26 protein-coding genes are annotated in these 26,364 nt (G+C 72.0%); 8 read left to right on the top strand and 18 right to left on the bottom strand.

Features of this window, described 5'->3' with window-relative positions; translation table 11 throughout:
- Positions 1-12: 12 nt before the first annotated feature.
- From gmk to pyrR, 10 genes are all read right to left on the bottom strand, one after another.
- Positions 13-585 (bottom strand): guanylate kinase, encoded by a 573-nt coding sequence (gmk, locus tag Pta02_RS34335; RefSeq protein ID WP_239131462.1) that lies wholly within the window; start codon positions 583-585, stop codon positions 13-15.
- A 188-nt stretch (positions 586-773) separates the two neighbouring features.
- The gene (mihF, locus tag Pta02_RS34340) at positions 774-1,097 is read right to left on the bottom strand and encodes an integration host factor, actinobacterial type (RefSeq protein ID WP_203879174.1); all 324 of its coding nucleotides are present in this window, start codon (positions 1,095-1,097) and stop codon (positions 774-776) included.
- Positions 1,098-1,283: 186 nt separating this feature from the next.
- A complete protein-coding gene (gene pyrF, locus Pta02_RS34345; protein WP_203879175.1) occupies positions 1,284-1,997 on the bottom strand; it encodes an orotidine-5'-phosphate decarboxylase in 714 nt (237 codons plus the stop codon).
- Positions 1,994-2,968: a dihydroorotate dehydrogenase gene (locus tag Pta02_RS34350; protein ID WP_203879176.1), complete on the bottom strand. Its 975-nt coding sequence runs from the start codon at positions 2,966-2,968 to the stop codon at positions 1,994-1,996. The genes pyrF and Pta02_RS34350 overlap by 4 nt, the downstream gene beginning before the upstream one ends.
- Positions 2,958-3,833 (bottom strand): dihydroorotate dehydrogenase electron transfer subunit, encoded by an 876-nt coding sequence (locus tag Pta02_RS34355; protein ID WP_203879177.1) that lies wholly within the window; start codon positions 3,831-3,833, stop codon positions 2,958-2,960. Before Pta02_RS34355 ends, Pta02_RS34350 begins: the two co-directional genes overlap by 11 nt.
- A 126-nt stretch (positions 3,834-3,959) precedes the next feature.
- Positions 3,960-7,280: a carbamoyl-phosphate synthase large subunit gene (gene carB, locus Pta02_RS34360; RefSeq protein ID WP_203879178.1), complete on the bottom strand. Its 3,321-nt coding sequence runs from the start codon at positions 7,278-7,280 to the stop codon at positions 3,960-3,962.
- Positions 7,273-8,421, bottom strand: coding sequence for a glutamine-hydrolyzing carbamoyl-phosphate synthase small subunit (gene carA, locus Pta02_RS34365; RefSeq protein WP_239131456.1), 1,149 nt, complete (start codon positions 8,419-8,421; stop codon positions 7,273-7,275). The genes carB and carA overlap by 8 nt, the downstream gene beginning before the upstream one ends.
- A gap of 102 nt (positions 8,422-8,523) precedes the next feature.
- On the bottom strand, positions 8,524-9,831 hold the full coding sequence (locus Pta02_RS34370; RefSeq protein ID WP_203879207.1) for a dihydroorotase: 1,308 nt from the start codon (positions 9,829-9,831) through the stop codon (positions 8,524-8,526).
- A 5-nt stretch (positions 9,832-9,836) separates the two neighbouring features.
- On the bottom strand, positions 9,837-10,766 hold the full coding sequence (locus Pta02_RS34375; RefSeq protein ID WP_203879179.1) for an aspartate carbamoyltransferase catalytic subunit: 930 nt from the start codon (positions 10,764-10,766) through the stop codon (positions 9,837-9,839).
- Positions 10,763-11,332, bottom strand: a complete 570-nt coding sequence (pyrR, locus tag Pta02_RS34380) for a bifunctional pyr operon transcriptional regulator/uracil phosphoribosyltransferase PyrR (protein WP_239128361.1) — start codon at positions 11,330-11,332, stop codon at positions 10,763-10,765. Before pyrR ends, Pta02_RS34375 begins: the two co-directional genes overlap by 4 nt.
- A 519-nt stretch (positions 11,333-11,851) precedes the next feature.
- Here pyrR and bldD point away from each other — a divergent pair.
- Together bldD and Pta02_RS34390 are read left to right on the top strand one after the other, a co-directional pair.
- Positions 11,852-12,346, top strand: a complete 495-nt coding sequence (bldD, locus tag Pta02_RS34385; RefSeq protein WP_068894204.1) for a transcriptional regulator BldD — start codon at positions 11,852-11,854, stop codon at positions 12,344-12,346.
- A 210-nt stretch (positions 12,347-12,556) separates the two neighbouring features.
- On the top strand, positions 12,557-13,687 hold the full coding sequence (locus Pta02_RS34390; RefSeq protein WP_239131457.1) for a PP2C family protein-serine/threonine phosphatase: 1,131 nt from the start codon (positions 12,557-12,559) through the stop codon (positions 13,685-13,687).
- A gap of 464 nt (positions 13,688-14,151) precedes the next feature.
- On the opposite strand, the gene Pta02_RS34395 is transcribed toward Pta02_RS34390, so the two are convergent.
- From Pta02_RS34395 to Pta02_RS34405, 3 genes are all read right to left on the bottom strand, one after another.
- Positions 14,152-15,237 (bottom strand): DUF2332 domain-containing protein, encoded by a 1,086-nt coding sequence (locus Pta02_RS34395; RefSeq protein ID WP_203879181.1) that lies wholly within the window; start codon positions 15,235-15,237, stop codon positions 14,152-14,154.
- Positions 15,238-15,436: 199 nt separating this feature from the next.
- A complete protein-coding gene (locus Pta02_RS34400) occupies positions 15,437-15,787 on the bottom strand; it encodes an arsenate reductase family protein (protein WP_203879182.1) in 351 nt (116 codons plus the stop codon).
- On the bottom strand, positions 15,784-16,260 hold the full coding sequence (locus Pta02_RS34405; RefSeq protein WP_239131458.1) for a YbaK/EbsC family protein: 477 nt from the start codon (positions 16,258-16,260) through the stop codon (positions 15,784-15,786). The genes Pta02_RS34400 and Pta02_RS34405 overlap by 4 nt, the downstream gene beginning before the upstream one ends.
- Positions 16,261-16,389: 129 nt before the next feature.
- Between Pta02_RS34405 and Pta02_RS34410 the strand changes: the two genes are divergently transcribed.
- The 3 genes from Pta02_RS34410 to Pta02_RS34420 all read left to right on the top strand — a co-directional run bounded on the left by Pta02_RS34410 (position 16,390) and on the right by Pta02_RS34420 (position 18,652).
- Complete coding sequence (locus Pta02_RS34410) at positions 16,390-17,187, top strand: L,D-transpeptidase family protein (protein ID WP_239131459.1); 798 nt, start codon at positions 16,390-16,392, stop codon at positions 17,185-17,187.
- A gap of 325 nt (positions 17,188-17,512) precedes the next feature.
- On the top strand, positions 17,513-17,959 hold the full coding sequence (locus tag Pta02_RS34415) for an SAV_6107 family HEPN domain-containing protein (RefSeq protein ID WP_203879184.1): 447 nt from the start codon (positions 17,513-17,515) through the stop codon (positions 17,957-17,959).
- 117 nt (positions 17,960-18,076) lie between these two features.
- Positions 18,077-18,652 carry a GNAT family N-acetyltransferase gene (locus tag Pta02_RS34420; protein WP_239131460.1) on the top strand — a complete coding sequence of 192 codons (576 nt, stop codon included), beginning with the start codon at positions 18,077-18,079 and terminating at the stop codon, positions 18,650-18,652.
- Positions 18,653-18,672: 20 nt separating this feature from the next.
- Here the strand turns inward: Pta02_RS34420 and metF are convergent, their stop codons facing one another.
- The gene (gene metF, locus Pta02_RS34425; RefSeq protein WP_203879185.1) at positions 18,673-19,605 is read right to left on the bottom strand and encodes a methylenetetrahydrofolate reductase [NAD(P)H]; all 933 of its coding nucleotides are present in this window, start codon (positions 19,603-19,605) and stop codon (positions 18,673-18,675) included.
- Between the two features lie 130 nt (positions 19,606-19,735).
- Between metF and Pta02_RS34430 the strand changes: the two genes are divergently transcribed.
- Entirely contained in the window at positions 19,736-20,803 is a 1,068-nt protein-coding gene (locus tag Pta02_RS34430; protein ID WP_203879186.1) for a polyprenyl synthetase family protein, read from the top strand.
- A gap of 268 nt (positions 20,804-21,071) precedes the next feature.
- Here Pta02_RS34430 and thiE read toward each other — a convergent pair whose 3' ends face one another.
- From thiE to Pta02_RS34450, 4 genes are all read right to left on the bottom strand, one after another.
- On the bottom strand, positions 21,072-21,722 hold the full coding sequence (gene thiE, locus Pta02_RS34435; RefSeq protein ID WP_203879187.1) for a thiamine phosphate synthase: 651 nt from the start codon (positions 21,720-21,722) through the stop codon (positions 21,072-21,074).
- Entirely contained in the window at positions 21,700-22,074 is a 375-nt protein-coding gene (locus Pta02_RS34440; protein ID WP_203879188.1) for an Rv2175c family DNA-binding protein, read from the bottom strand. Before Pta02_RS34440 ends, thiE begins: the two co-directional genes overlap by 23 nt.
- 49 nt (positions 22,075-22,123) lie before the next feature.
- On the bottom strand, positions 22,124-23,296 hold the full coding sequence (locus Pta02_RS34445) for an NAD(P)/FAD-dependent oxidoreductase (protein WP_203879189.1): 1,173 nt from the start codon (positions 23,294-23,296) through the stop codon (positions 22,124-22,126).
- Between the two features lie 94 nt (positions 23,297-23,390).
- On the bottom strand, positions 23,391-24,221 hold the full coding sequence (locus Pta02_RS34450; RefSeq protein ID WP_203879190.1) for an SDR family NAD(P)-dependent oxidoreductase: 831 nt from the start codon (positions 24,219-24,221) through the stop codon (positions 23,391-23,393).
- A gap of 345 nt (positions 24,222-24,566) precedes the next feature.
- Between Pta02_RS34450 and Pta02_RS34455 the strand changes: the two genes are divergently transcribed.
- Both Pta02_RS34455 and thiS read left to right on the top strand, forming a co-directional pair.
- Complete coding sequence (locus Pta02_RS34455; protein WP_444980750.1) at positions 24,567-26,165, top strand: FAD-dependent oxidoreductase; 1,599 nt, start codon at positions 24,567-24,569, stop codon at positions 26,163-26,165.
- Positions 26,162-26,362 carry a sulfur carrier protein ThiS gene (gene thiS / locus Pta02_RS34460; RefSeq protein ID WP_203879191.1) on the top strand — a complete coding sequence of 67 codons (201 nt, stop codon included), beginning with the start codon at positions 26,162-26,164 and terminating at the stop codon, positions 26,360-26,362. The genes Pta02_RS34455 and thiS overlap by 4 nt, the downstream gene beginning before the upstream one ends.
- Positions 26,363-26,364: the final 2 nt, after the last annotated feature.

Below are 26,364 nucleotides of genomic sequence, written 5' to 3' on the forward strand. Positions count from 1 at the left end.
TTGTGTTTTCCCCTAGCTAGGTGAACGTCCGGGGCGCGAAGCCTCGGGAGCATCGGCCATCAAGGCTATCAGCCGATGGCATACGTCCTGGACGGACGTGTTCACCAGGGTGAGGTCGAACTCCTTCTCGGCGGCCATCTCGATCCGGCCCGCGGCCAGGCGCCGGGCGATGACGTCCTCCGGCTCGGTGCCGCGGCCGCGCAGGCGCTTCTCCAGCTCCTCCCAGCTCGGCGGGGCCAGGAAGACCAGCAGCGCCTCCGGCATGGTGGCGCGGACCTGGCGCGCCCCCTGCAGGTCGATCTCCAGCAGCGTGGGCACCCCGGCGGCGAGCTTCTCCAGGACCGGCGTGCGCGGCGTGCCGTAGCGGTTGCCGGCGAACTCGGCCCACTCCAGGAGCTCCCCGGAGGCGATGAGGCCGTCGAACTCCTCGTCGCCGGCGAAGAAGTACTCGATCCCGTGGGTCTCCCCCGGGCGGGGCTTCCTGGTGGTCACCGAGACCGACAGCCACACCTCGGGGTGTGCCCGCCGAAGCTCGGCGACGACCGTGGACTTGCCGACGCCCGACGGCCCGGACAGGACCGTCAGGCGCCTGCCGGGCCCGGTGAAGGCCGAGGCCTTCTCCGGGTCTCCGGCCGGAGGAGGGAAGCCACCGGATCCGCTCGCCGCGGTCTCCTGCGGAGCCCGACTCTCGTCGGGCCGCGACGTTCCGGTCACTCCGAACCCCCGTGTTTCTTCCCCGCGATGCGGGCGAACGTGCTGGTACGGAACCGAGACTAGCTCTCGGCTCCGCCGAACTCACGCTCAAGGGAGGCACGCTGGTTGGCGCCCAGGCCCCGCACGCGACGGGACTCTGCGATGCCCAGTCGCTCCATGAGCTGCTTGGCGCGGACCTTGCCCACGCCGGGGAGCGATTCCAGAAGGGCCGAAACCTTCATCTTGCCGATGACGTCGTCGGCCTGCCCATCCTTGAGCACCTCGGCCAGAGAGACCGCACCGTGCTTCAGGCGGTTCTTGACCTCGGCACGCTCTCGGCGGGCCTTTGCAGCCTTCTCTAGGGCTGCGGCGCGCTGCTCAGGGGTAAGGGGAGGAAGAGCCACGCCGGGTCACCTCGAATTTCCTGTCGATGTACTCGGACGGGAAGGGAAACTAGCTGGTCATGGCGCTTCAAGCAACGTCAAGGCCCATTTCTTCCCAGGAAAATCCCAGTTCTTCACGCTGTGTGCCCGGCATGTCGCCACCTGTGGATCAAATGACGTTCAACTCAGCGTTCGCAGCGACGTAGATCACACACCCGGGCGGGCCGCCGCGGAGACCCGGCGGAGCGCCGCGGCGATGCCCGCGGCCGTCGCGCCGGGGTCCGCCGAGCCGGTGATCGGGCGGCCGATCACCAGAAGGTCGGCCCCGTCGGCGAAGGCGCGTTCCGGGGTCGCCACCCTCGCCTGGTCCTGACTCTCGCTCCCGGCCGGGCGGACCCCGGGAGTGATCAAGGTGATGTCCCGGCCGACCTCCGCGCGCACCGCGGCCACCTCCTGGGGGGAGCAGACGAGCGCCTGGGCACCCGCCTCCACGGCCAGGACCGCCAGGCGGCGTACGGCGTCGCCCGGCGGCCCCGCCAGGCCGGTACGCTCCATGTCGGCCTCCGACAGCGACGTCAGGACCGTCACCGCCGCGATCCGGGTGGCGGGGGCCGCGTCCACCGCCGCGCGGATCATGGCCGGCCCTCCGGCCGCGTGGACGGTCAGGATGGCGGGCTTGAGCCGTGCCACGGCCTTGGCCGCGCCGGCCACGGTGTTGGGGATGTCGTGCAGCTTCAGGTCGAGGAACACCTGCACGCCGCTCGCCCCGCGCACCGAGGCGATCACGTCCGGCCCGTAGCGCAGGTACAGCTCCAGCCCCACCTTGACGGTGCTGACGTGCGGGGTCACCAGGCTCGCCCAGCGGGCTGCGGTCTCCAGGTCGGGCGCGTCCAGGGCGACGGCGATGGGGGCGGGAGTCACAGCGGGCTCTCCTCGAAATCCGTGCGGTGCCGGGTGGTCGCCCCCGGCGGGCGGTGGGCCAGCCCGATCACGTCGGCCAGCCGGGTGTATCCCCGCGCCGCCACGAGCTCCTCCAGCTCGCGCAGGACGCGCAGGCAGGCGTAGGGGTCGTGGAACAGCGCGGTGCCCACAGCGACGGCACAGGCCCCGGCGAGGATGAACTCGAAGGCGTCCCTGCCCGTCAGCACGCCTCCCATGCCGATGATGGGCACGGTCGGCAGCGCGGCGCGGACCTGCCACACGCAGCGTACGGCCAGCGGCCGCACGGCGGGCCCCGACAGCCCCCCGGTGCCCGCGGCGAGCGAGGGGAGCATGGTCTCGGTGTCGATGCTCATGCCGAGCGGATTGTTGATCATCGACAGCGCGTCGGCGCCGCCGTCCACGCACGCGCGGGCGACGGTCACGATGTCGGCCGTGTCCGGGGAGAGCTTGGCCACCACCGGCACGTCGTAGCGCATCACCGCGCGCACCGAGGCGATCACCTCGGCCGAGGCCGCGCCGTCGCGCGCGAAGACCCGCCCCCGGTCCTCGATGTTGGGGCACGACAGGTTGACCTCCACGGCCGCCACGCCGGGGGCGTCGTTGAGCCTGCGGGCCAGCGCGGTGTACTCGGCCACGGTGCCGCCGCCGATGGAGACCACGGTCCTGATGTTGCGCTGGGCCAGCCAGGGCAGCTCACGCGCCAGGAAGGCGTCCACGCCGGGCCCCTGCAGCCCCACGGCGTTCAGCAGCCCGGAGGGCGTCTCGGCCATCCTGGGGGTCGGCCGGCCCGCCCTGGGGGCCATCGTGATCGACCGGGTGGTCAGCGCGCCGATCCTGCCCAGGTCGAAGAACTGGGCGAGCTCGGCGCCGGACCCCGCGCAGCCCGCGGCGGTCACGACCGGGTTGGCCAGCTCCACGTGCCCCAGGTACGTCCGCATGTCAACCGACATTCCGCGATCCTCCGCCGGGCGCTCCGAGCGCGTCGAACGGGATCGTTCCCACATCGTCGAAGCGGACACGCTCACCCCGGAAGACCGGGCCCTCCACGCACGAGCGCACCATCCGGGTGACCCCGTCGTCGCCGATGACCGGCAGCACGCACGTCATGCACACGCCGATCCCGCAGGCCATCCGCTCCTCCACGGCCACCTGGACCGGGATGTCGAACTCGACCGCCACGTCGGTCACCCCGCGCAGCATCTCCATCGGCCCGCAGGCGTAGACGGCGTCGGCCCGCACGTCGGCGATCACGCCGGGCAGCACGTCGGTCACCCTGCCGCGCATGCCCAGCGAGCCGTCCTCGGTGGTCAGGGTGGTGGTCTCCCCCATCCTGCGGGCGCGCATCGCGCCGAACACCCGGTCGGCCGAGGCCGCGCCGAGCACGAAGTCGACGCGGCAGCCGCGCCGCTGGAGGGCGTCGGCGACGGCGAAGAGCATGGCGGAGCCGTACTCGCCGCCGACCATGACGCAGTTGACCGGGTCCCGCGGCAGCGGGAACGGCCGGCCGAGCGGGCCGACCAGGTCCAGCGTGTCGCGGGCGCGGCGCCCGGCCAGCCAGGCCGTGCCGGGGCCGTTGACGGCGAAGACGAACTCCACGGTGCCGCCGTAGTCGGGCTTGACGTCGTGGATGGAGAAGGCGCGGCGCGTCAGCATGGACGTGTGCGGCCCGCCGACGGCCACTCCCACGAAGTGGCCGGGGCGGAACCGCTCGACGATGCCGGGCGCGACGACGGTCAGCGCGTGGTAGGCGTCGACCTGCCGCGTCGTCAGCACCGTGCCCGTGACCTGTACCGGGGTAACAGGCGTCTCCCTCACCTCCGCTTGGGGGGCGTCATCCTCTCAACCGCTGTGTCCGTGGTCGCGTTCGGTTCGTCGTTCACTCCTCGCCTCAACCGCTGTGTCCGTGGTCGCGTTCGGTTCGTCGTTCACTCCGCGGCCGGCTCATCCTTCGCCGCCCGCTCCGCTCACTCCTCGCCTCAACCGCTCCGCGTGCTCCTGGAGCGACCGTACGCCGATGTCACCGCGCACGATGGCCTGAATGCCCTGGACGGCCGCGGCGAGTCCCTGGACGGTCGTGATGCAGGGGATCCCCCGCAGCACGGCCGCGGTGCGGATCTCGTAGCCGTCCAGCCGCGGCCCGGACTGACCGGGGCTGCCGAAGGGCGTGTTCACGATGAGATCCACCTCGCCCTCCAGGATGCGCCCGACGATCGTCGGCTCACCGTCGGGCCCCGTACCGTCACTCTGCTTGCGCACGATCTTGGCACGGACGCCGTTGCGGCGCAGCACCTCGGCCGTGCCCTCGGTCGCCAGGATCTCGAAGCCGAGGTCGGCCAGGGCCTTCACCGGGAAGATCATCGCACGCTTGTCCCGGTTCGCCACCGAGACGAAGGCCCGTCCCTTGGTCGGCAGCGCGCCGTAGGCGGCGTCCTGCGACTTTGCGTAGGCCGTGCCGAAGAACTCGTCGATGCCCATGACCTCGCCGGTGGAGCGCATCTCCGGGCTCAGCACGATGTCCACCCCGCGGAAGCGGTTGAACGGCAGCACCGCCTCCTTGACCGCGATCGGCGCGTCCAGCGGCAGGGTGCCGCCGTCGCCCTCGGCCGGGAGCATGCCCTCGGCGCGCAGCTGCGCGACCGTCGCGCCCATCATCACCCGGGCCGCCGCCTTGGCCAGCGGCACCGCCGTGGCCTTGGAGACGAACGGCACGGTACGGCTGGCGCGCGGGTTGGCCTCCAGCACATACAGGATGTTGGCCGACATGGCGTACTGCACGTTGAGCAGGCCGCGCACGCCCACCCCCCGGGCGATGGCCTCGGTGGCGGCGCGGATGCGCTTGATGTCGTATCCGCCGAGCGTCATCGGCGGCAGCGAGCACGCCGAGTCGCCGGAGTGGATGCCGGCCTCCTCGATGTGCTCCATCACACCGCCGAGATACAGCTCCTCGCCGTCGAACAGGGCGTCCACGTCGATCTCGACGGCCTCGTCGAGGAACTTGTCCACCAGCACGGGACGGTCGGCGGTCGCGCCCGCCCGTGCCATGTAGGTGACCAGGGTCTCGTCGTCGTAGACGATCGCCATGCCCGCGCCGCCCAGCACGTAGCTGGGGCGCACCAGCACCGGGTAGCCGATCTCCGCGGCGATCTCCAGCGCCTCCTGCTCGGTCACCGCGGTGCCGTGCTTGGGCGCCGGCAGCCCGGCCTCGGCCAGCACGCGGCCGAACGCGCCGCGCTCCTCGGCCAGGTGGATGGACTCCGGCGAGGTGCCGACGATCGGCACCCCGGCGTCCTTGAGCGCCTGCGCCAGGCCGAGCGGGGTCTGCCCGCCCAGCTGCACGATGACGCCCGCCACCGGGCCGGTCTGCTGCTCGGCGTGGACGACCTCCAGCACGTCCTCCAGGGTGAGCGGCTCGAAGTAGAGCCGGTCGGAGGTGTCGTAGTCGGTGGAGACCGTCTCGGGGTTGCAGTTGACCATGACGGTCTCGTAGCCCGCCGACGACAGCTCGAACGAGGCGTGCACGCACGCGTAGTCGAACTCGATGCCCTGGCCGATCCGGTTGGGCCCGGAGCCGAGGATGAGGACCTTCGGGCGCTCGCCGTAGGGGACCTCGGTCTCCTCGTCGTAGGTGGAGTAGAGGTACGGCGTCTGCGCGGCGAACTCGGCGGCGCAGGTGTCGACGGTGTTGTAGACCGGGCGCACGCCCAGCGCGTGGCGCAGGTCGCGCACGCGGGCCTCGTCCGTGCCGCGGATCTCGGCGATCTGCACGTCGCTGAAGCCGTACCGCTTGGCGCCGGTGAGCGTCTCGGCGTCGAGCTGGGGCGCCTCGCGCAGCTCCGCGGCGACCTCGTCGATCGCGAACAGCTGGTCCAGGAACCACGGGTCGACCGCGGTGGCCTCGAACAGCTCCTGCGGGGTCGCCCCGGCGCGGATGGCCTGCTGCATGGTGCGCAGGCGGCCGTCGTGCGGCGTACGGCAGGCGGCCAGCAGCTCGTCCTTGCCGCCGGGCTCGCCGGCCCAGGAGAAGGCCGCGTCCTTCTTCTCCAGCGAGCGCAGCGCCTTCTGCAGGGCCTCGGGGAAGGACCGGCCGATGGCCATGGCCTCGCCGACCGACTTCATGTGGGTCGTCAGCGTCCGGTCGGCCCCGGCGAACTTCTCGAAGGCGAAGCGCGGCACCTTGACCACGATGTAGTCGAGCGCGGGCTCGAAGGACGCCGGGGTCTCGCGGGTGATGTCGTTGGGGATCTCGTCGAGGGTGTAGCCGATGGCGAGCTTGGCCGCGATCTTGGCGATCGGGAAGCCGGTGGCCTTGGAGGCCAGCGCGCTGGAGCGCGACACGCGCGGGTTCATCTCGATGACGATCATGCGGCCGGTGCGCGGGTCGACCGCGAACTGGATGTTGCAGCCGCCGGTGTCCACGCCGACCTCGCGGATGACCGCGATGGCGACGTCGCGCATGTTCTGGTACTCGCGGTCGGTGAGGGTCAGCGCGGGGGCCACGGTGACGCTGTCGCCGGTGTGCACGCCCATCGGGTCGAGGTTCTCGATGGAGCAGACGATGACGACGTTGTCGGCCTTGTCGCGCATGACCTCCAGCTCGTACTCCTTCCAGCCGAGGATGGACTCCTCCAGGAGCACCTCGGTGGTCGGCGAGGCGTCCAGGCCCGCCCCGGCGATGCGGCGCAGGTCCTCCTCGTTGTGCGCGAAGCCCGAGCCGACGCCGCCCATGGTGAAGGAGGGCCGCACGACCAGCGGGTAGCCCAGCTCCCCCACCGCGGCCAGGCACTCGTCCATGGTGTGGCAGATGACGGACTTGGCCGACTCGGCGTTGAGGCCGTGCTCGGCGGCGACCTTGGCGACGATCTCCTTGAACCGCTCGCGGTTCTCGCCCGCCTGGATGGCGTCCACGTCGGCGCCGATCAGCTCGACGTCGTACCGGGCCAGCGCGCCCGCCTCGTGCAGGGCGATCGCGGTGTTGAGCGCGGTCTGACCGCCCAGGGTGGGCAGCAGCGCGTCGGGCCGCTCCTTGGCGATGATCTTCTCGACGATCTCCGGGGTGATCGGCTCGACGTAGGTGGCGTCGGCGAACTCGGGGTCCGTCATGATCGTCGCCGGGTTGCTGTTGACGAGGATCACCCGGAAGCCCTCGGCGCGCAGCACGCGGCAGGCCTGGGTGCCGGAGTAGTCGAACTCGCAGGCCTGCCCGATCACGATCGGCCCGGAGCCGATCACCATGACCGACTGGATGTCCGTACGCTTAGGCACCCTTTTCCTCCATCAAACGGCAGAAGTCGTCGAACAGGCTCGCCGAGTCGTGCGGGCCGGCCGCGGCCTCGGGGTGGTACTGCACGCTGAAGGCGGGCCGGTCGATCAGCCGCAGGCCCTCGACGCAGTCGTCGTTGAGGTTGACGTGGCTGACCTCCGCGGGGCCGTACGGCGTCTCGAAGGTCCCCTCCAGCGGCGCCCGCACGGCGAAGCCGTGGTTGTGCGCGGAGATCTCCACCTTGCCGGTGCGGCGGTCCTGGACCGGCTGGTTGACCCCGCGGTGCCCGTAGCGCAGCTTGTAGGTGCCCAGGCCCAGGGCCCGGCCGAAGATCTGGTTGCCGAAGCAGATGCCGAAGAACGGCTTGCCGGCGTCCAGCACGCCCCGCAGCGCCGTCACCGCGTCGTCGGCGGTGGCCGGGTCGCCGGGGCCGTTGGAGAAGAACACGCCGTCGGGGTCGAGCGCGAGGATGTCCTCGGCGGTGGCGGTGGCGGGCAGCACGTGCACCTCGCAGCCGCGCTCGGCCATCCGGTGCGGGGTCATGGACTTGATGCCCAGGTCCACCGCCGCCACGGTGTACTTCTTCTCGCCCAGGGCGGGGATCACGTACGGCTCGGCGGCCGAGACCTGCCCGGCCAGGTCGGAGCCCTCCATCGCGGGGCTGCGGCGCACCCGCTCCACCAGCTCCCCGACCGGGGCCAGGGCCTCGCCGGAGAAGATGCCGGCGCGCATGGCGCCGCGCTCGCGCAGGTGGCGGGTGAGGGCGCGGGTCCCGGGGGTCGCGATCCCGACGACGCCGTGCTCCTTCAGATAGTCGTCCAGGGAGCGGTTCGCCCGCCAGTTGGACGAGACGCGGGCGGGCTCCCTGACCACGTATCCGGCCACCCAGACCCGGGAGGACTCGGGGTCCTCGTCGTTGACGCCGGTGTTGCCGATGTGCGGCGCCGTCATCGCGACGATCTGGCGGTGGTAGGAGGGGTCGGTGAGGGTCTCCTGGTAGCCGGTCATGCCGGTGTTGAAGACCATCTCGCCGAAGGTCTCACCCTCGGCGCCGTACGGCGTGCCGTGGAAGACGCGGCCGTCCTCCAGCACGAGGACCGCGGTCGCGGCGTGGCCGCCGTCCCGCTCGCTTCGCTGAGTCACAGAAACATCCCGATCATCTCGGTCATCGCTTATCAAAGTATGAAATATCCGACGCATGGGCGACGGGCGTCTCCACGATGTGGGACGCCCGCGCGCCGGGGATCATGCGAGCTTGCCGTCCAGCACCGTCGGACGGCCGCGCAGGAAGGTGGCCACCACGCGGCCGGGCAGGGCGCGGCCCTCGTAGGGGGTGTTGCGGCTCTTGGAGGCGTAGGACCACGGGTCCACCTCACGGCGCACGGAGGCGTCGTAGAGGGTGATGTTGGCCGGGGAGCCCACCGCCAGGGGCAGGCCGTGCCCGGCCAGGCGGCCGATCCGCGCCGGGGCGTACGACATGCGCTCGGCCACGCCGGCCCAGTCGAGCAGGCCGGTCTCCACCATGGCCTCCTGGACCACCGGCAGGGCCGTCTCCAGGCCGATCATGCCCATCGCCGCCGCGGCCCACTCGGTCTCCTTGTCCTCGACCGGGTGGGGGGCGTGGTCGGTGGCCACGACGTCGATCGTGCCGTCGGCCAGCGCCTCGCGCAGGGCCTGGACGTCCTCGCGCGTGCGCAGCGGCGGGTTCACCTTGTAGATGGGGTTGTAGGCGCCGACCGGGGAGTCCTCGACGAGGTCGTCGGTCAGCAGCAGGTGGTGCGGGGTCACCTCGGCGGTGACGTCCCAGCCCTTGGACTTGGCCCATCGGATGATCTCCACGGAGCCCGCCGTGGAGACGTGGCAGACGTGCAGGCGGGAGCCGACGTGCGCGGCGAGCAGGCAGTCGCGGGCGATGATCGCCTCCTCGGCCACCGCGGGCCAGCCGGTCAGGCCGAGCCTGCCGGAGACCGCGCCCTCGTTCATCTGCGCGTCGGCGGTCAGGCGGGGCTCCTGGGCGTGCTGGGCCACGACGCCGTCGAAGGCCTTGACGTACTCCAGGGCGCGGCGCATCAGCACCGCGTCGGAGACGCACTTGCCGTCGTCGGAGAAGACCCGGACGCGGGCGGCGGAGTCGGCCATCGCGCCCAGCTCGGCCAGCCGCTCGCCGGCCAGGCCCTCGGTGACGGCGCCCACCGGCTGCACGTCGCAGTGACCGGCCTCCTGCCCCAGCCGCCAGACCTGCTCCACGACGCCGGCGGTGTCGGCGACCGGGGAGGTGTTGGCCATGGCGTGCACGGCGGTGTAACCGCCGAGCGCCGCGGCGCGGGTGCCGCTCTCGACGGTCTCGGCGTCCTCGCGGCCGGGCTCGCGCAGGTGGGTGTGCAGGTCCACCAGGCCGGGCAGCGCGATCAGGCCCCGGGCGTCGACGGTCTCGTCCCCGGCCAGGTCCTGGCCGATCTCGGCGATGACCCCGTCCCGGATCAGGATGTCGGCGGTCTCGCCGCCGAGGATCGAGGCGCCCTTGATGACGATGCCCGCCGGGCTGGGACTCACTGGGCTCACTGGTTTCCTCCGAGGTCGGCGCCGCCGAGCAGCAGGTACAGAACGGCCATGCGGGTGGTCACACCGTTGGCGACCTGCTCGACGATCGTCGAGCGCGGCGAGTCGGCCACCTCGGCCGCGATCTCCATGCCCCGGTTCATCGGCCCGGGGTGCATCACGACGGCGTCGTCCTTCAGCCGGGCGAAGCGCTCACGGTCGAGCCCGTAGCGCCGGCTGTACTCCCGCTCGGTGGGGAAGAAGGCGGCGTTCATCCGCTCGCGCTGCACGCGCAGCATCATGACCACGTCGGACTTGGGCAGCACGGTGTCGAGGTCGTAGGAGACCTCGCAGGGCCAGGAGGCGACGCTCACCGGCAGCAGGGTCGGCGGGGCGACCAGGGTCACCTCGGCGCCGAGCGTGCTGAGCAGCAGCACGTTGGAGCGGGCCACCCGGCTGTGCAGGACGTCGCCGACGATGGTGACCCTGCGGCCCTCCAGCGAGCCCAGACGCCGGCGCATCGTGTAGGCGTCGAGCAGGGCCTGGGTGGGGTGCTCGTGCGTGCCGTCCCCGGCGTTGACCACGCTGCCGCGCACCCATCCGGCCAGGCGGTACGGCGCGCCCGAGGCGCTGTGCCTGATGACGACGCCGTCGGCGCCCATCGCCTCCAGGGTCAGCGCGGTGTCCTTGAGGGACTCGCCCTTGGAGACGCTGGAGCCCTTGGCGGAGAAGTTGATGACGTCGGCCGACAGGCGCTTGGCCGCGGCCTCGAAGGAGATGCGGGTGCGGGTGGAGTCCTCGAAGAAGAGGTTCACGACCGTACGGCCCCGCAGGGTCGGCAGCTTCTTGATGGATCGGTCCGAGATCTTCGCCAGTTCCTCGGCGGTGTCCAGGATCAGCAGGGCATCGTCGCGGCTCAGGTCGGCCGCCGAGATCAGGTGCCGCTTCATTCGCTGTCTTCCTTCAGCAGCAGGACCGCGTCGCGGCCGTCGTTCTCCTCCAGGTAGACCTTGACGATCTCGGACTTCGAGGTCGGCAGGTTCTTGCCCACGTAGTCGGCCCTGATCGGAAGCTCGCGGTGTCCGCGGTCCACCAGGGCGGCGAGCTGGACGGCGCGCGGGCGGCCCAGGTCGTTGAGGGCGTCGAGCGCGGCCCGGACGGTGCGTCCGGAGTAGAGCACGTCGTCGACCAGGACGACCGTCCTGTCGTCGATGCCGTCGGAGGGGAGCTCGGTGCGGCCCAGCGGGCGCGCGGGCTTGGTGCGCAGATCGTCGCGGTACATCGTGATGTCGAGCGAGCCGACCGGGACGGGCCGCCCCTCGAACTGCCTGATGTGGCCGGCCAGACGGCGGGCCAGATGGACGCCCCGGGTGGGGATGCCCAGCAGGACGACGTTCTCGCCGCCCTTGGTCCTCTCCAGGATCTCGTGGGAGATGCGGATCAGCGCCCGGTTGATGTCGGGGCCTTCGAGGACCGCGTGCGCCTGTGCATGGGCATGCGGAATGGCCTCGGCCAAGAGAACACCGCCTTTCCCGCCTCACGGGACGGGTCTTAAAGGAAGTCGACGTCTTCACGGTATCAGCCGCGGCGGAGCCGCTCCGAACCGGGCGATCGCCGCGCGACCTGGACGGACGCCCCCGCCGGACGGCCCGCTTCCCGGCGGGGCCGGCCGCGGCGGGAACGGCCGCCGGAGCGGCTCCGCCCGGACGCGATGAATCGCCCTCTGAGAGAGCAGATGACCGATCCTCTCCGGACGATGGTGATAATTCGCCGCACGAGAGGGAACAAATAAGGCGTTTGAGACGGACCACGCCGGACCGGATTCGGCATCTTTTTTCCAATCAGCTTGACCTTCGGCGCCCGCGGCTTTACCGTCACTGTCCGTAACCACACGTCGCGGCGTTATGGGGCGAACCCCGACGCTCCGGTCACCGAAGGTGCCTGCCCCGGGTGCCGCCCCGGTGGACGGCGCAGTGGTCGCGAGGTAGCACAATCAATTGAAAGCAGTACATAAGAGAAGCCGGGGGGCCAAACGATGCCGTCTGAGTACGCCAAGTCGCTGGGTGCACGACTCCGCGCCATCCGCACCCAGCAGGGTCTGTCCCTGCACGGAGTCGAAGAGAAGTCCCGTGGACGGTGGAAGGCGGTCGTCGTCGGCTCCTACGAGCGTGGCGACCGTGCCGTCACCGTGCAGAAGCTTGCCGAACTGGCCGATTTCTACGGGGTTCCGGTCTCGGAGTTGCTGCCCGGGGGCGCGGCGCCGAGCCCGCTGGGCCCGACGCCCAAGCTTGTGATCGACCTTGAGCGCCTTTCCCAGCTCCCCAAGGAGAAGGCCGGTGCGCTCGCCCGCTACGCGGCCACGATCCAGAGCCAGCGTGGCGACTACAACGGCAAGGTGCTGTCCATCCGCCAGGAGGACCTGCGCTCCCTCGCCGTGATCTACGACAAGTCCCCCAGCGAGCTCACCGAGGAACTCATCAACTGGGGCGTCCTCGACCCCGAGGCGCGCCGCGCCGTCGACTCGTTCTGACGCCGACGCCCGCCCGCGGCAGGACCTGCGGGGCGACCCGCGGGGAAAACGTGTTCTCCGTCAAACATCTCCGGTAATCCGCCACCGTAGTCGATCGCTGTGGTAGGAAAAAACAAACATGTCGTTTAACGAGATGTGGTGGAGATGCACAGGGGAGAGGATTCTCGCGAGCAATCTCCACCGCGCCGGAAAACACGCGCCCGCGCGCTCGTGACGTCCGCGCGCTCGGCACTGGCCCCCGCTTTCGCCAGGCTCCTCTCCTCCGTCGAGACGACCGAGATCCAGGCCGTCCTGCGGCTGCTGCCGTTCGTCGTGATGACCGTGGTGGCGCTGCTCGACATCGCCTCAGGACCGAACTACGGGCTGCTGCCCCTGCTGGCCCTGGGCCCCGCCTTCGCCAGCGTGGCGTGCGGCCCGGCCCGCACCGCGGTGGTCGGGGCCGTCGCCCTGGCGCTCTGCCTCGTCCTCGGCCTGTACAACGACGACCTCTGGTCCTCGCGCACCAACATCACGGCCATGGCCGTCCTCGGCGTGACGGTGGCCGCGATCCTGGCCGGCGCGGGACGGATCCGCCACGAGCGGCAGCTGGCCGACGTCCGCTCGGTGGCCGAGGCCGCTCAACGGGTGCTGCTGCGCCCGGTGCCGCGCCGGGCGGGGCCGGGGATCGGCGTGGCCGTCTCCTACACCTCCGCCACGGCCGAGGCCCGCATCGGCGGCGACCTGTACGAGGTGGTCACCACCCCGCACGGCGTCCGCGTCATCGTGGGGGACGTCCAGGGCAAGGGCCTTGAGGCCGTGGAGACCGCCGCGGTGGTGCTCGGCGCCTTCCGTGAGGCCGCCTACGACGAGCCAGGCCTGCAGGGCGTGGTCACCCGCCTGGAGAACGCGCTGACCCGCGAGCTGTCCGGCGAGCAGTTCGTCACCGCCGTGCTCGCCGAGCTCACCGGGGGCGACTCCCTGACCATCCTGAACTGCGGCCACCCGCCGCCCCTGGTCCTCACCGCCACCGGAGAGCACCGCTTCGCCGACCCGCCCGAGGAGGCCCTGCCCCTGGGGATGGGCTCCCTGAAGTCCTCCGACCCGGTGCCCCACCACCTGCCGTTCGAGCCCGGTGACCAGGTGCTGTTCTACACCGACGGCGTCATCGAGGCCCGCGACGGAACCGGCCGTTTCTACCCCCTGGCCTCCCGCGTCCACCTGCTCGGCGACACCGACCCCCAACTCGCCCTCGACGCCCTCCGCGCCGACCTCCTCCGCCACGTCGGCCGCCCCCTGGCCGACGACGCCGCCATGCTCCTCCTCCGCCACCGCGCCGCCCGCCCCACCCGCAACGCCGCCTAGCCACGCCGTGCCCGGCGCCGGGTACGGCGCGGATTCACAGCAGGGCTCGGCGCCGGTACGGCGAGGTGTTGGACGGTGGTGGTCGGCGCCTTTCGCACGGCGGGCGGCTTCGGTGGGCGGGCCGGTCTGTCATGGTGGGGGACATGGTCGTGCTGTGCGGGCGGGTGTTCCGGCCGGCCGTCTCAGTTGCTGTCTCGTGCCTTCAGGCCTCCGGCCTGTCCGGGTGCGCGGGGTTGCGGTCCTTTTTCCACGCCGGCCTGCACACCCGCCCGCGCCGCACTCCTGGCGCTCCGCCGTACCCATGCGGGCCGTATGGTGCGGGTCTTTCCCGGACGACCGGGGTGCGGTGGGTGGCTGAAGCGCGGGCGCGGGGCCGTTCAGGGCGGGGCGCCGTCGCCTTGCGGCCATGCTGACGGGAAGGAGCGCATGGCCCATCGTCATAGAGGTGACTGGGCGGAGGCTGCTCAGGGGGTTGTCGGAGGGATCTCGTAGGCGGGGAGGCCGTGAGGATGCGCTGCGGCCAGGGTGAGTTCCTCTGCGCCCGCCAGGCGGAGGGTCAGGCTGAAGCGGTGCTGTTCGCCGACTCCGCGTGGCTCGAAGGAGATGTGGGCGAAGCCCGCGTCCGGGGTGCTGTCGGCGGTGAGCCGTTCCAGCTCGCCTTCGACGCGGGCCCATTCACCGGCGGGAACGTACTGGCTCATGATCGAATGCCACACGACGGTGAGCGTGCCGGGCTCCAGTTCGACACCGGAGAGGAAGTCCGCGGCGCCGAGAGCGCCGATCTCCGCCGGGACCTGGGCGGCCAACCGCAGGGCGCCGTCGAGCCGGGCCGCCCGGTGGCTCTGGTCCGGCCAGACGTACGCCCGCAGGATCAGCTGCCCTTCGGGCGACAGTGGGTCGAGCGGCGTCGGATCGCAGCCCCGTCTCTCCAGGACCGTCAGGGCCGGGTGGTCCTGAGCGGTCTTCACCAGCCACCGCGGCGGCGCCTCCCGCCAGAGGTCCTCCAGGACGACCGCGGAGTCCACCGGCCCCCACGAGAAGTCGTCCGAGACATACCGGAAATGATCGGCACGCAGGTTGAGCCCGGCGCTGGAACCCAGCTCGAACAGCCTGACCGGCAGCGGGACTGCCCGTACGGCCGCCAGCAACCCGGTGATCAGAAGGCTCGCCCGCCCGACCTCGTTGGTCTGCGGCGGCCGGGTCATCCAGTCACGCACCCATTCCAGTTCGTCCGCGACGGCCTCCCGGAAAGCAGGCCAGCCGGCGTCGGGCCGCCCCGGATCGAAGGTCCCTCCCGTACTGGGATAGTGCGCGGCCAGGCCGGGTGCACGACCGGCGAGCGCGAGAGCGTGAACCCCGCCGAGCAGCCGCAGGGCCACGACATCGTCCTCGGGGGCGTTCTCGTACCCGGCCACCGCCTCGGCGCAGGGACCGTCCTCCCGGATGTCCTGTGCCACCCGGCCGAGCAGAGCCGCATACAGCGGCGAGCCCAGCACCGCACACGCCTTCGCCTGCCGTTCGACCATCACAGCGGCCCGCTCACGCAACACGGACTCCCCCATAAGCGATCACCCCCACGAGCAAACGCCAACCACTCAGTCAAACCAGACGATATGCGTACGCTTCCCTCTCCCCCACCCCGCCCCACGCGCCGTACGAAGGCGCCGACCGCCACCGCCCCCCGTCTCGCCGTACCGGCGCCGGCGCCTCGGCTCGAATCCGCGCCGTACCCGGCGCCAACCGTGGGCGCTACTCCAGCAAAGACCTGACGGACTCCTCGTCGCGGGCGAGCACTGCGCGGCCGTCTTCGGTCAGGACGATCGGGCGCTGGATCAGGACCGGGTTGGCGGCCAGGACGGCGATCCATTCGGCTCGGTCGCGGGGACGGTCGGCAAGGCCGAGTTCCTTGGCCCGGGGCTCGCCCAGGCGGGTGATGTCCCACGGCTCCAGGCCGAGGCGGTCGAGGATGTCCGAGAGCTCGGCGGCCGTCGGCGGATCGTCGAGATAGCGGCGTACGACCACGTCCCGGCCGGAGTCGGTGAGGGCGCAGAGCGCGGTGCGGCTCTTGGAGCAGCGGGGGTTGTGCCAGACCGTGGTCATTCGACCTCCGCGGGGGTGCCGCCGGTGATGCGGATCAGTTCGTCGTAGGTGGTGGGGAAGATCGTGTGCGGGTGACCGGCCGCGGCCCATACGACCTCGTGACGGTCGAGCCAGGGGTCGACGAGGGTCCGGATGGGCGCCGGGTGGCCGAGGGGTGCGACGCCGCCGATGACCTGACCGGTGGCCGTGCGGACGAACTCCGGGGTGGCCCTCTTGACCTTCGTGGCGCCGACCGTCCGGGCGATCAGCTCGGTGTTCACCCGGTGGGCCCCGCTGGTCAGGACCAGGAGAGGCGAGCCGTCGGCGTCGAAGATCAGGCTGTTGGCGATGGCCCCGACCTCGCAGCCGAGCTGGGCGGCGGCGGTGGCGGCCGTCGGTGTCGCCTCGGAGAAGACCACGATCTCGCCGGTGACGCCGTGCTCGCGCAGGGCTGCGGCGACCTTCTCGACGTTGGGATGCAGCTTTTCTGACACCCGGCCACTTTAGACAAAACATCGTCCGGTCACCGCTTCATAACCGACCGACAAGCTCCTATGGGGAGAACGGCCCGTACGCTATGGTCCGTTGATCCGGCTATTACCGATATGAGGGGACGAGGTTACGTGGAGGTTGGACGGCGGCTCACAGCGGCCGCGCTGACGACGGCGGGAGCCGTACTCCTGGCATCCTTCGGAACCGCGGGCACGGCGAGTGCGGCGCCCGCGCCTCCGGCCGCCGTGGCGCAGGTCGCGGCGCAGGCGGAGGCGGTCCCGTTCACGGCTCCGGGCAAGACCCTCAGGCTGGGTGCCAAGGGTGCGGCGGTCAAGACGCTCCAGACGAGGCTCAAGGAGCTCGGCTACGAGCCGGGCAGGATCGACGGGCGGTACGGCGGAGCGACCCTGGCCGCCGTGTGGGCCTTCCAAAAGGTCAACGGCATCCGGCCGACCAGCACCGTCGCACGCAGGACCTGGAACGCTCTAGAGAATCCGCGGCCCCCGAAGGTGCTGGTGCCCCGCGGCAAGCCCACTCGGATCGAGATGAACCTCACCAAGCAGGTGATGGTGCTCTATGTCGGCGGGCAGGTGAGGCTGATCAGCCACACCTCCTCCGGCAGCGGGATCCCCTACTGCGAGACGGCGGTCTGGCAGGGCAGGAAGCAGCAGTTCTGCGGCAGCGCCCGCACGCCGACGGGCGACTACAAGACGACCTGGCGCCGGGACGGGTGGCACAAGTCCTATCTGGGCGAGCTGTACAACCCGATCTTCTTCAACGGAGGCATCGCCTTCCACGGAGCGCTGTCGGTGCCGCTCACCCCGGCCTCGCACGGATGCGTGCGACTGCCGATGCACGTGGCCGAGGTCCTGCCCGGCCTGGTCGGCACCGGCGTCCCGGTCCACGTCCGGGGCAGGTTCGTGCGGTAGGCGCGGCCCGTTCCACGACGGCCCCGGAAGATCTGTATCTTCCGGGGCTTTCTTATCGCTCTAATGATCGAACTTTTGTTCGTCGATTTACTTGACAGTATCGATGATCGAATTTATGTTCGATGTAATGACGTGGGACTCGCGGCTCACGTTCAGGGCGGTTGGCCGACCTCCTGGGGTCAGAGAGACAACAGGACAAGGCCGGGGCGGACGGGGAGAGGGGAAGCTCCTCGTCCGGCCGTCCGGCGCAATTGTCGGTGGGGTCTGCGAACGTGGCTTCACCGGCGAGAACGCCGGGAGCCGCTCCCGAAAGGAGGCTGAAGCAATGACCCCTCGGCTCGGCGATTCCGGCGGGCCCCGGCTCTCGCCCACGGTCCGGGCGCGTCTGGCCGACGCGCGCGACTGCCTGGAGGAGGCGGCCCGCGCGCGCACATCGGCTGCGCGCTACGTCGCGGCGCACCTCGCAGCGCTGCGGGCGGCCGCCGCCGTCCTGGCCGCACGCCCCCGGCCGATGGACGGCCGCAGGCGCAGACTCCGCAGCGCGTGGGAGCTTCTCCCCGAGGCCGAGCCGCGGCTGGCCGACTGGGCACCGTATTTCGAAGTGAGCGCGGCCCGGCGAGCCGCGATCGAAGCGGGCATGACCACCTCCGTCGCACCCCGTGACGCGGAGGAGTTGATGTCCGAGGCCGAGCGGTTCGTCCTCATGGTGGAGGCGATGCTCGGCCTGCCCTCTCAGCCCGCCTTGCCCACCCACGTCCCCCTGGCCGGATAGGACGGCCGGGCCTGGAAATCAGGTAAGTACGACTTCAATATTTCACGGAAAATACTGAACATCGCTTTTGCCACCTTCATCTGATTCGCCAGGTCACGCCCTGCTAGGGTGCGACAAGTGATCGCACTGCGGCGGGTCGGCCCCGACGAGTTCAGCAACCGCCTGGATTCCGTGCTGGAGATCTACACGGCTGCGATGGAGCCACCCCCCGACCAGCTCACCGGCCGGCAGACCATCATGGGGAACCACGCCGCCCACCCCGGCTTCTCCTGCCTTTTCGCCGAGACCTCCGACGGTGTGCCCGTGGGCGTCGCCTACGGTTTCCACGGCATGCCCGGCCAGTGGTGGCACGACGTGGTCTACCAGGCCGTCACCGACCAGCTCGGCCAGAAAAAGGCCTACGACTGGTTCGGCGACGCCCTGGAGATCGCCGAGGTCCACGTCCATCCCGACCATCAGGGCAAGGGCATCGGCCGCGCGCTGGTCACGGCGCTGTGCGCCGGCCGCCGTGAGCGCACCGCCGTGCTGTCCACCCGCGACCAGCCCACCGCGGCCAGGCACCTCTATCGCAGCCTGGGCTTCGCCGACCTGCTCACCTGGTTCGTCTTCCCCGGCGGCTACGAGCACTACGCCATCGCGGGAGCCGTGCTGCCGCTGTCGGAGAGACCGGACGGCACGGCGCCGCTCGCCTAGCCGGTCCGGGGCCGGTCCGGTCAGGCGGTCACCGGGGCGGTCTCGCGCGCGGCGTCGAGGGCCTGGAAGACCTCGCGGGTCGCGCTCGACCGGTTGAAGGTGATGAAGTGGATGCCGGGCGCGCCCTCGTCGAGCAGGGTCTGGCAGAGCTCGGCGGCGTGCTCGACGCCGAGCCGGCGCACCGCGACGGGGTCGTCGGCCACGGCTTCGAAGCGGGCGGCCACCTCGGGCGGGAACGGCGCACCGGACAGCTGCTCGGACCTGGCGATCGTGCTCATCTGGGTCACGGGCATGATGCCGGGGATGATCGGGGTGTCGCACCCCTTGGCCGCCACCCGGTCGCGCAGCCGCAGATAGTCCTCCGCGCGGAAGAACATCTGCGTGATGGCGTAGTCGGCGCCGGCGCGGCACTTGCGCACGAAGTACTCGGTGTCGGACTCCACCGAGGCCGAGCGCGGGTGCTTGTAGGGGAAGGCGGCCACGCCCACGCAGAAGTCGCCGGACTGGCGGATCAGCCGGACCAGCTCCTCGGCGTAGAGCACCCCCTCGGGGTGGCGCACCCACTCGCCCATCGGGTCGCCGGGCGGGTCGCCCCGCACCGCCAGGATGTTGCGCACGCCCGCCCCGGCGAAGCGGCCCACCAGGTGGCGCAGCTCGCGGATCGAGTGGTTGACGGCCGTGAAGTGCGCGACCGGGGTCAGCGTGGTCTCGTGGGCCAGCCGCTCCACGATCTCGACCGTGCGGTCCCGGGTGCCTCCGCCGGCGCCGTAGGTCACCGAGACGAAGGTGGGGCGCAACGCCTCCAGCTCCCGGATGGCACGCCAGAGCTGCCGCTCGCCCTCGTCGGTCTTCGGCGGGAAGAACTCGAAGGAGAACGACCGGCCGCCGGCCGCGAGCAGCTCGCGGACGGTGGGCACACGATCGGGAAGAATTGAGGGGCGACCCAGAGCCATGGTCCTAGGGTACTGGCAGGGACGACCTTCGGCGGGGGCACGGCGGATCGTCGTCCCTCCTCCCGTGCCCTCTCGTGCCGCATCCACCCCACGAGATCGGGATCGTGTTCGCAAACGTTAATCTCTGTGCATGACCGCTTCCGCAGCCATGCTGGACACCGTTCGTTCCGAAGTGGACCGTTCACTCAGAAGGTTCCTCGACCGGCAGCGTCCGCTGGTCAGCGCCCCCGAGCTCACTCCCCTCGTCTCCGCCACCGAGGACTTCCTGAGCGGCGGCAAACGGCTCCGGCCCGCCTTCTGCTACTGGGGCTGGCGCGGCGCCGGAGGCGGCGACGACCCCGCCTTCTTCACCGCGGCGGCCTCCCTCGAACTGCTGCAGGCCAGCGCCCTGGCGCACGACGACGTGATGGACGCCAGCGACCTGCGCCGGGGCATGCCCTCGGCGCACCGGCGCTTCCAGGCGATACACGAGAAGGCGGGCTGGCACGGCTCGGCCGAGCAGTTCGGCGAGGGTGCCGCCATCCTGCTGGGCAACCTGCTGCTGGTCTGGTCCGGCGAGATGTGGCGGACCAGCGGCCTGCCCCCGGCCTCGCTGGCCGCGGCCCAGCCGGTCTACGACTACATGCGCACCGAGCTGATGTGCGGCCAGTACCTGGACCTGCTGGAGCAGGCGCACGGTGAGAACACCTTCGAGAGCGCGCTGCGGGTCGCGCTGTTCAAGAGCGGGAAGTACTCCGTGGAGCACCCCCTGCGGCTGGGCCTGGTGCTGGCGGCCCAGAGCCTGGAGCCGTGGATCGACCGCCTGTGCGAGGGGTACGGCCGCAACGTCGGCATCGCCTTCCAGCTGCGCGACGACATCCTCGGGGTGTTCGGCGACCCCGCCGAGACGGGCAAGCCCGCCGGAGACGACCTGCGCGAGGGCAAGCGCACGATGCTCATCGCCCGCACGCTCGCCGCGGCCTCGCCGGAGCAGGCCCTGCAGGTGCGCCTGACCCTCGGCGACCCCGGCCTGGACGCGGAGGGCGTCGACCGGCTGCGCGGCGTCATCCGGGAGACCGGCGCGCTCGGGGCCTGCGAGGAGATGATCAAGAACTACCTCGAGGACGCCCTGAACTCGCTGGACGACGCGCCGATCACGCCGGAGGCCCGCTCGGCCCTGGCCGACCTGGCCGTGGCCGCGACCTCCCGCCGGACCTGACCCGTACGGCGCGCAGACGCCGGATCTGACCCGTACGGCGCGTGAAGGCGGGGCCCGGCCGTACGGCGCACAGACGCCGGGCCCGGCCGTACGGCGCGCAGCCACGGAACCTCGTCGCACGGCTCAGGAGCACGCGGCCCCACCGACCTGACCGCACGGTTCGGGAACACCGGACTCCGCCGGGCCTGACCGCACGGTTCGGGGACGCGGGGCTCCCGGATCCGGATCCCGGAGGTCCGGATCCGTCGTCCCGCGCCGGCCGGGGCCGTCAGTCCGCCCCGGCCGCCTCGGTCAGCCTGCGGCGGAACTCCGCGGCGGCCGCCTTGGGGTCGTCGGCCTCGGTGATGGCCCGCACGACCACGACCCGGCGCACGCCGTAGGAGACGACCTCCTCCAGGTTGGCCAGGTCGATGCCGCCGATGCCGAACCACGGGCGGTCGGTCTCCAGCGCGGCGGCGTGTTCCAGCAGGCCCGTCCCGGGCGCGTGGCGTCCGGGCTTGGTGGGCGTCGGCCAGATCGGACCGCAGCAGAAGTAGTCGACTCCGGGCTCGGCGGCGGCGGCGGAGGCCTCCCCGGGGCTGTGGGTGGAGCGCCCGATGAGGATGTCGTCACCGAGGAGGTCGCGCGCCACGCGCACCGGCAGGTCGTCCTGGCCCAGGTGGAGGACGTCGGGACGGGCCGCGTAGGCGATGTCCGCCCTGTCGTTGACGGCCAGGAGCCTCCCGTGCCGGTCGCAGGCGTCACGGAAGACCTCCAGGAGCGCGAGCTCCTCGCGCGCCTCCAGTCCCTTCTCGCGCAGCTGCACGATGTCGACGCCGCCCGCCAGGGCGGCGTCGAGGAACTCGGCGAGGTCTCCACGGTCGCGACGACCGTCGGTGCACAGGTACAGGCGCGCGTCAGAAACCGAGGGCCTGGGCACGCCGCTTGACCTCCGTGTGACGGCCCGCACGGATCACGTCCATCGGCGACCCGGGAAAGGTGTCATCGGGGGTGAACAGCCACCGGAGCGACTCGACGTCGTCGTATCCGGCGTCGAGCAGCACGGTCAGCGTGCCCGGAAGGCCCTTGACGACGTCGTTCCCGGAGAGGAAGACCGCGGGGACCTGGGGCTCGCCACCTCCCCTGCGGACTCCGATGAGTTTGCGGTCCTTGAGGAGTTGCTTCGCGCGACCGGCGCTGAGGTTCAGCCGCTTGGCCACCTCGCTGAGGGTGAGCCATTCACCCACCAGTTCGTCTGTCTCCCGGTCGATCTGCGCAACAGAAAGCGTCACGAATCCACCATTACCACATCGCGTCCTTCGGCAAACACCGGCGGCGAGGTTACGCCGCCGTGCAGTCGCGCAACGCTATCGCAGGGTCGGGCAGACGATCGACATCGATGCGCTGCCCCCCCTCGATGAGACGGCGGCCCTGCAGCAGATCGCGCGGCCGGTCCACGGCGAGGACGGCGGCGAGCGTGTCGTCCCCGCTCACCCAGCAGGCCGCCCACCGGCCCCCGCCGGCCGGGTCGCCGCGCAGGACGAGCCGGGCCCCCTCGTGCCGTCCGGCGTACTGCACCATGTGGCCGAACTGCTCCGACCAGAAGTACGGGACCGGGTCGTAGAGGGCCTCCTCGCCCAGCAGGGAGGCCACGGCCGCGTCCGGGGCGCCCAGCGCGGTGTCCCAGTGCTCGACCCGCAGGCGGCGGCCGTACCGGCGCGACCACCAGGCCGCGCAGTCGCCCACGGCGACCACCCCGGGCATGGAGGCGCGCAGGTGCTCGTCGACGGCGACGCCGTCGACGAGCTCGATCCCCGAACCGGCCAGCCATCCCACCGAGGGACGCACGCCGACGCCGGTGACGACGACGTCGGCCTCGACGGCGGAGCCGTCGGCGAGGGTGAGCCCGCCGTGGTCGACGGAGGCGACCGCGACGCCCAGACGCAGGTCCACGCCCGCCTGGTCGTACCAGGGGGCCGTGTGCGCGCCCACGGGGCCGAGCGCGGCCTCCAGGGGATGCCCGGCGGCCTCGACGACGGTGACGGGGCATCCGGCCTTGCGGGCGGCGGTGGCGACCTCGGCGCCGATCCAGCCCGCGCCGACGACGGCGACCCTGGTCTGCGGGGTGAGGCGGGCGCGCAGCGTGAGCGCGTCGTCGATGGTGCGCAGCACGTGCTGCGGCCCCTCGCCGCGCAGCCGAATCGGGCTCGCGCCGGTGGCGATGACCAGCCCGTCGTAGGCCAGCTCGCCCTCGGTGGTCTCCACCACCCCCTCGCGCAGCCCCTTGGCGGCCACGCCGGGACGGAAGTCCACCCGCAGGACGTCCAGGTCGGAGTCGACGAGCGTGGAGTCGGCCTGGCCCATCAGGACGGCCTTGGACAACGGCGGACGGTCGTAGGGCCGGTGCGGCTCCTCTCCGATCAACGTGATCGCACCGCCGTACCCATGAGCGCGCAACGCCTCGACACTCCGAACGCCGGCCAGGCCGGCGCCGACCACCACGACACGGTTCACACCAGAGACCCTAAGCGGACAAACGTCTCTCCGGCCAACCGCGCCCGGATCTCTCGGATAACGAAACGACCTGCGGGGACCGCGGGCCCGGCCGTCACGGCCAGGGCAGCACCTTCCCGAACTGCACGAGCTCACCGTAGAACGCCGGGTCGAGGCCGGGGTCGAGCGCCAGGTCCAGCAGCGCCACGGCCGCCTCCTGCGGCGTCTGCGCGCCGGTCATGTCGAACCACGGCCGCGACGACGCGGTGTCGATCATCCCGGGGCAGGTCGCGACGAGCAGGCGGCCGTTCGCCAGGTCCTCGGTACGCCGCTGCCGGGCGAGGACGCGCACGGCGGCGACCTGACCGACCTTGGAGGGGATGTTGACGAACTCCGGCCAGCCCTCCCCGGCGGCCTCTCCGGACAGTACGGCGTCGCGCCAGGCCAGCATCGTCGCGTCGATCTCCTCGAGCGTCCCGGCCGCGTCGAAGCGCGGGTGCAGCTCCGGCGGCAGCCGCCGGAGCCGGCCCAGGGCGCTGGAGACGACGATGTAGCGCCCGCCCGGGCGCAGGACGGGCAGGAAGGCGCGCAGCATCCGCGTCGTGCCGAGGTTGTTGGCGTCCACGTAGGGGCCGATCACTTCGGCGGGCGTGTCCTCGGGGACGGTGCGGAGATAGTGGTTGGACAGGACGACGTCCACGCCGCCGTGGCCGGTGTGCAGCTCGCGGGCCAGGGCGGCGACCGCGTCGCCGTCGCGGACGTCGAGCAGGCGCGTCCGCACCTCGGCCCGCGCGCCGGTCACGCGCTCGTGCGCCGCGGCGACGCGGTCGGCGTCCCGGCCGGTGAGATAGACCACATCGCCGGGACCGAGCCGCCGGGCGAGTCCTTCGACCAGGGCGAAACCGAGGCCCTGGTTGGCCCCCGTGACCAGTGCGATCTTGCTCATGCCGGGAGCGTAGGCTCGCCCCCGCACGGGGACAAGCGAGCATCCCGCACGGCAGCCATGCCGCCGGCGCATGGCTCGGCTCCGCGGGCCGCCTCGCACCGGGTCCGGGACGGGCGCTCCGCGAGGCGCGGAGGGAGAAGCCCGGCGGAGCTGCGACGACCGGTGGCGACGCGACGGGGCGGCGCCGGGGCGGGAGTGCGGGAAAGCGTGGTCCGCGACAGGCTCTAAGGTGGAGACGTCAGACGCGCGGGAGCCCGGCGTGCACCGGGCTGAGAGGAGGGCTGCGGGCCCTCGACCGCCACCGACCTGATCCGGGTCATGCCGGCGAAGGGAGCGAAGCGACCTATGTCTCACACGGTCCCCCACCACGACGTCCCCGTCCCCGCGGGGGACGGCTCAGCCGTACCCGATCCCCCGGGCGACACCCCCACCGGAGTCGCACCGGGTCCCTCCGGTGACGCCCTCTCCGAAGCCGCACCGGGTCTCTCCGACGGCACCTCCACCGGAGCCGCATCGGCGCTCCCGGGAGGCGCCCTCTCCGGGTACGGCCCGGCCGCACCGGCCCAGCGCGGCGACCCCGGTCCATCCGCGTCCGCCCACCGCGGCGACCCCGCGCCGGGCGCGCCGTACGACGTCCTGCTGGTCGGCGGGGGGATCATCGGGCTGTCGGTCGCCTGGCGGGCGGCGCGGCGCGGGCTGCGGGTGGCGGTGGTGGATCCGGCGCCCGCCGGCGGGGCCTCGCACGCCGCGGCGGGGATGCTCGCGCCGGTGAGCGAGGTGACCTACACCGAGGAGCCGCTGCTGCGGCTGGGCCTGGCGTCGCTGGCACGCTGGCCCGCCTTCGCCGCCGAGCTCGCCGAGGACAGCGGCCACGACCTCGACTACCGCACCGAGGGCACGCTGGACGTCGCCTTCGGCGCCGACGACCTGGCGGCCCTGGACGAGCTCGCGACCTTCATGGGCAGGCTCGGGCTGCCGTTCGAGCGGCTGACCGGCCGCGAGTGCCGCCGGCTGGAGCCCATGCTCGCCCCCGCCGTCCGCGGCGGCCTGCTCGCTCCGGGGGACGCCTGGGTGGATCCCCGGCGGGTCACCCGGGCCCTGCTGGCCGCGCTGGAGCGGCTGGGGGTCACCATGATCGCCGCCCGGGCGGCCGGGCTGGAGCACTCCGGCGAGACGGTCACCGGCGTACGGCTGGCGCCCGAGGCTCCGGCCTCCGCTCCCGGCTCCGGCGTCCCCGAGACCGTCGCCTTCCCCGGATCATCCCCGGGTTCCGCCGAGACCGCCGATCCCCCCGGGGCCGCCTCCGGTGCCGCCGAGGCCTCCCCCGGACCCTTCCGGGGCTCCGCCGAGACCGCCGGTCCCCCCGGACCCGCCTCCGCTTCGCCCGGTGCCGGCCCCGCCGGACGGGTGGTCCCCGCCCGGCGGGTGATCCTGGCGGCCGGGGCCTGGTCGGGGGCGATGGAAGGGCTGCCGCCGCGGGCGCTCCCGCCGGTCAGGCCGGTCAAGGGCCAGATCATGCGGCTGCGCTCCCCCGCGCCGATCCTGGGGCGGTGCGTCCGCGGGGTGGTGCACGGCTCGTCCGTCTACCTCGTGCCGCGCGGCGACGGGGAGCTGGTGGTCGGGGCCACCCAGGAGGAGCTGGGCTTCGACACCCGGGTGACCGCCGGGGGCCTGTGGGAGCTGCTGCGCGACGCCCGGGAGCTGGTGCCGGGGGTGACCGAGCTGGAGGTGGCCGACGTGGTGGCGGGGCTGCGTCCCGGAACCCCGGACAACCTGCCGCTGGTCGGCCCGGCGGCCCCGCCGGGCCTGTCCATGGCCACCGGCCATCACCGGGGCGGCGTGCTGCTGGCCCCGCTCACCGCGGCCCTCCTCGTGGACGAGGTGGGCGACGACGAAGGACTGGCGGCGCTCTGCTCGCCCCTCCGCTTCCAGGAGCAGCGATGAACGTGACGATAAACGGCACCGCGCACGAACTGCCCTCCGGGGCCACCGTGTCGCAGGCCGTACGGAAGCTGACCGAGGCCACGAGCGGTGTCGCCGTCGCCGTGAACGACGAGGTCGTCTCACGGGGCGCGTGGGACTCCACGGCGCTGGCCGAAGCCGACCGGGTCGAGGTCCTGACCGCGGTCCAGGGAGGGTGAGG

The sequence above is a fragment of the Paraplanobispora takensis genome, assembly GCF_016863195.1.
Lineage (GTDB): Bacteria > Actinomycetota > Actinomycetes > Streptosporangiales > Streptosporangiaceae > Planobispora > Planobispora takensis.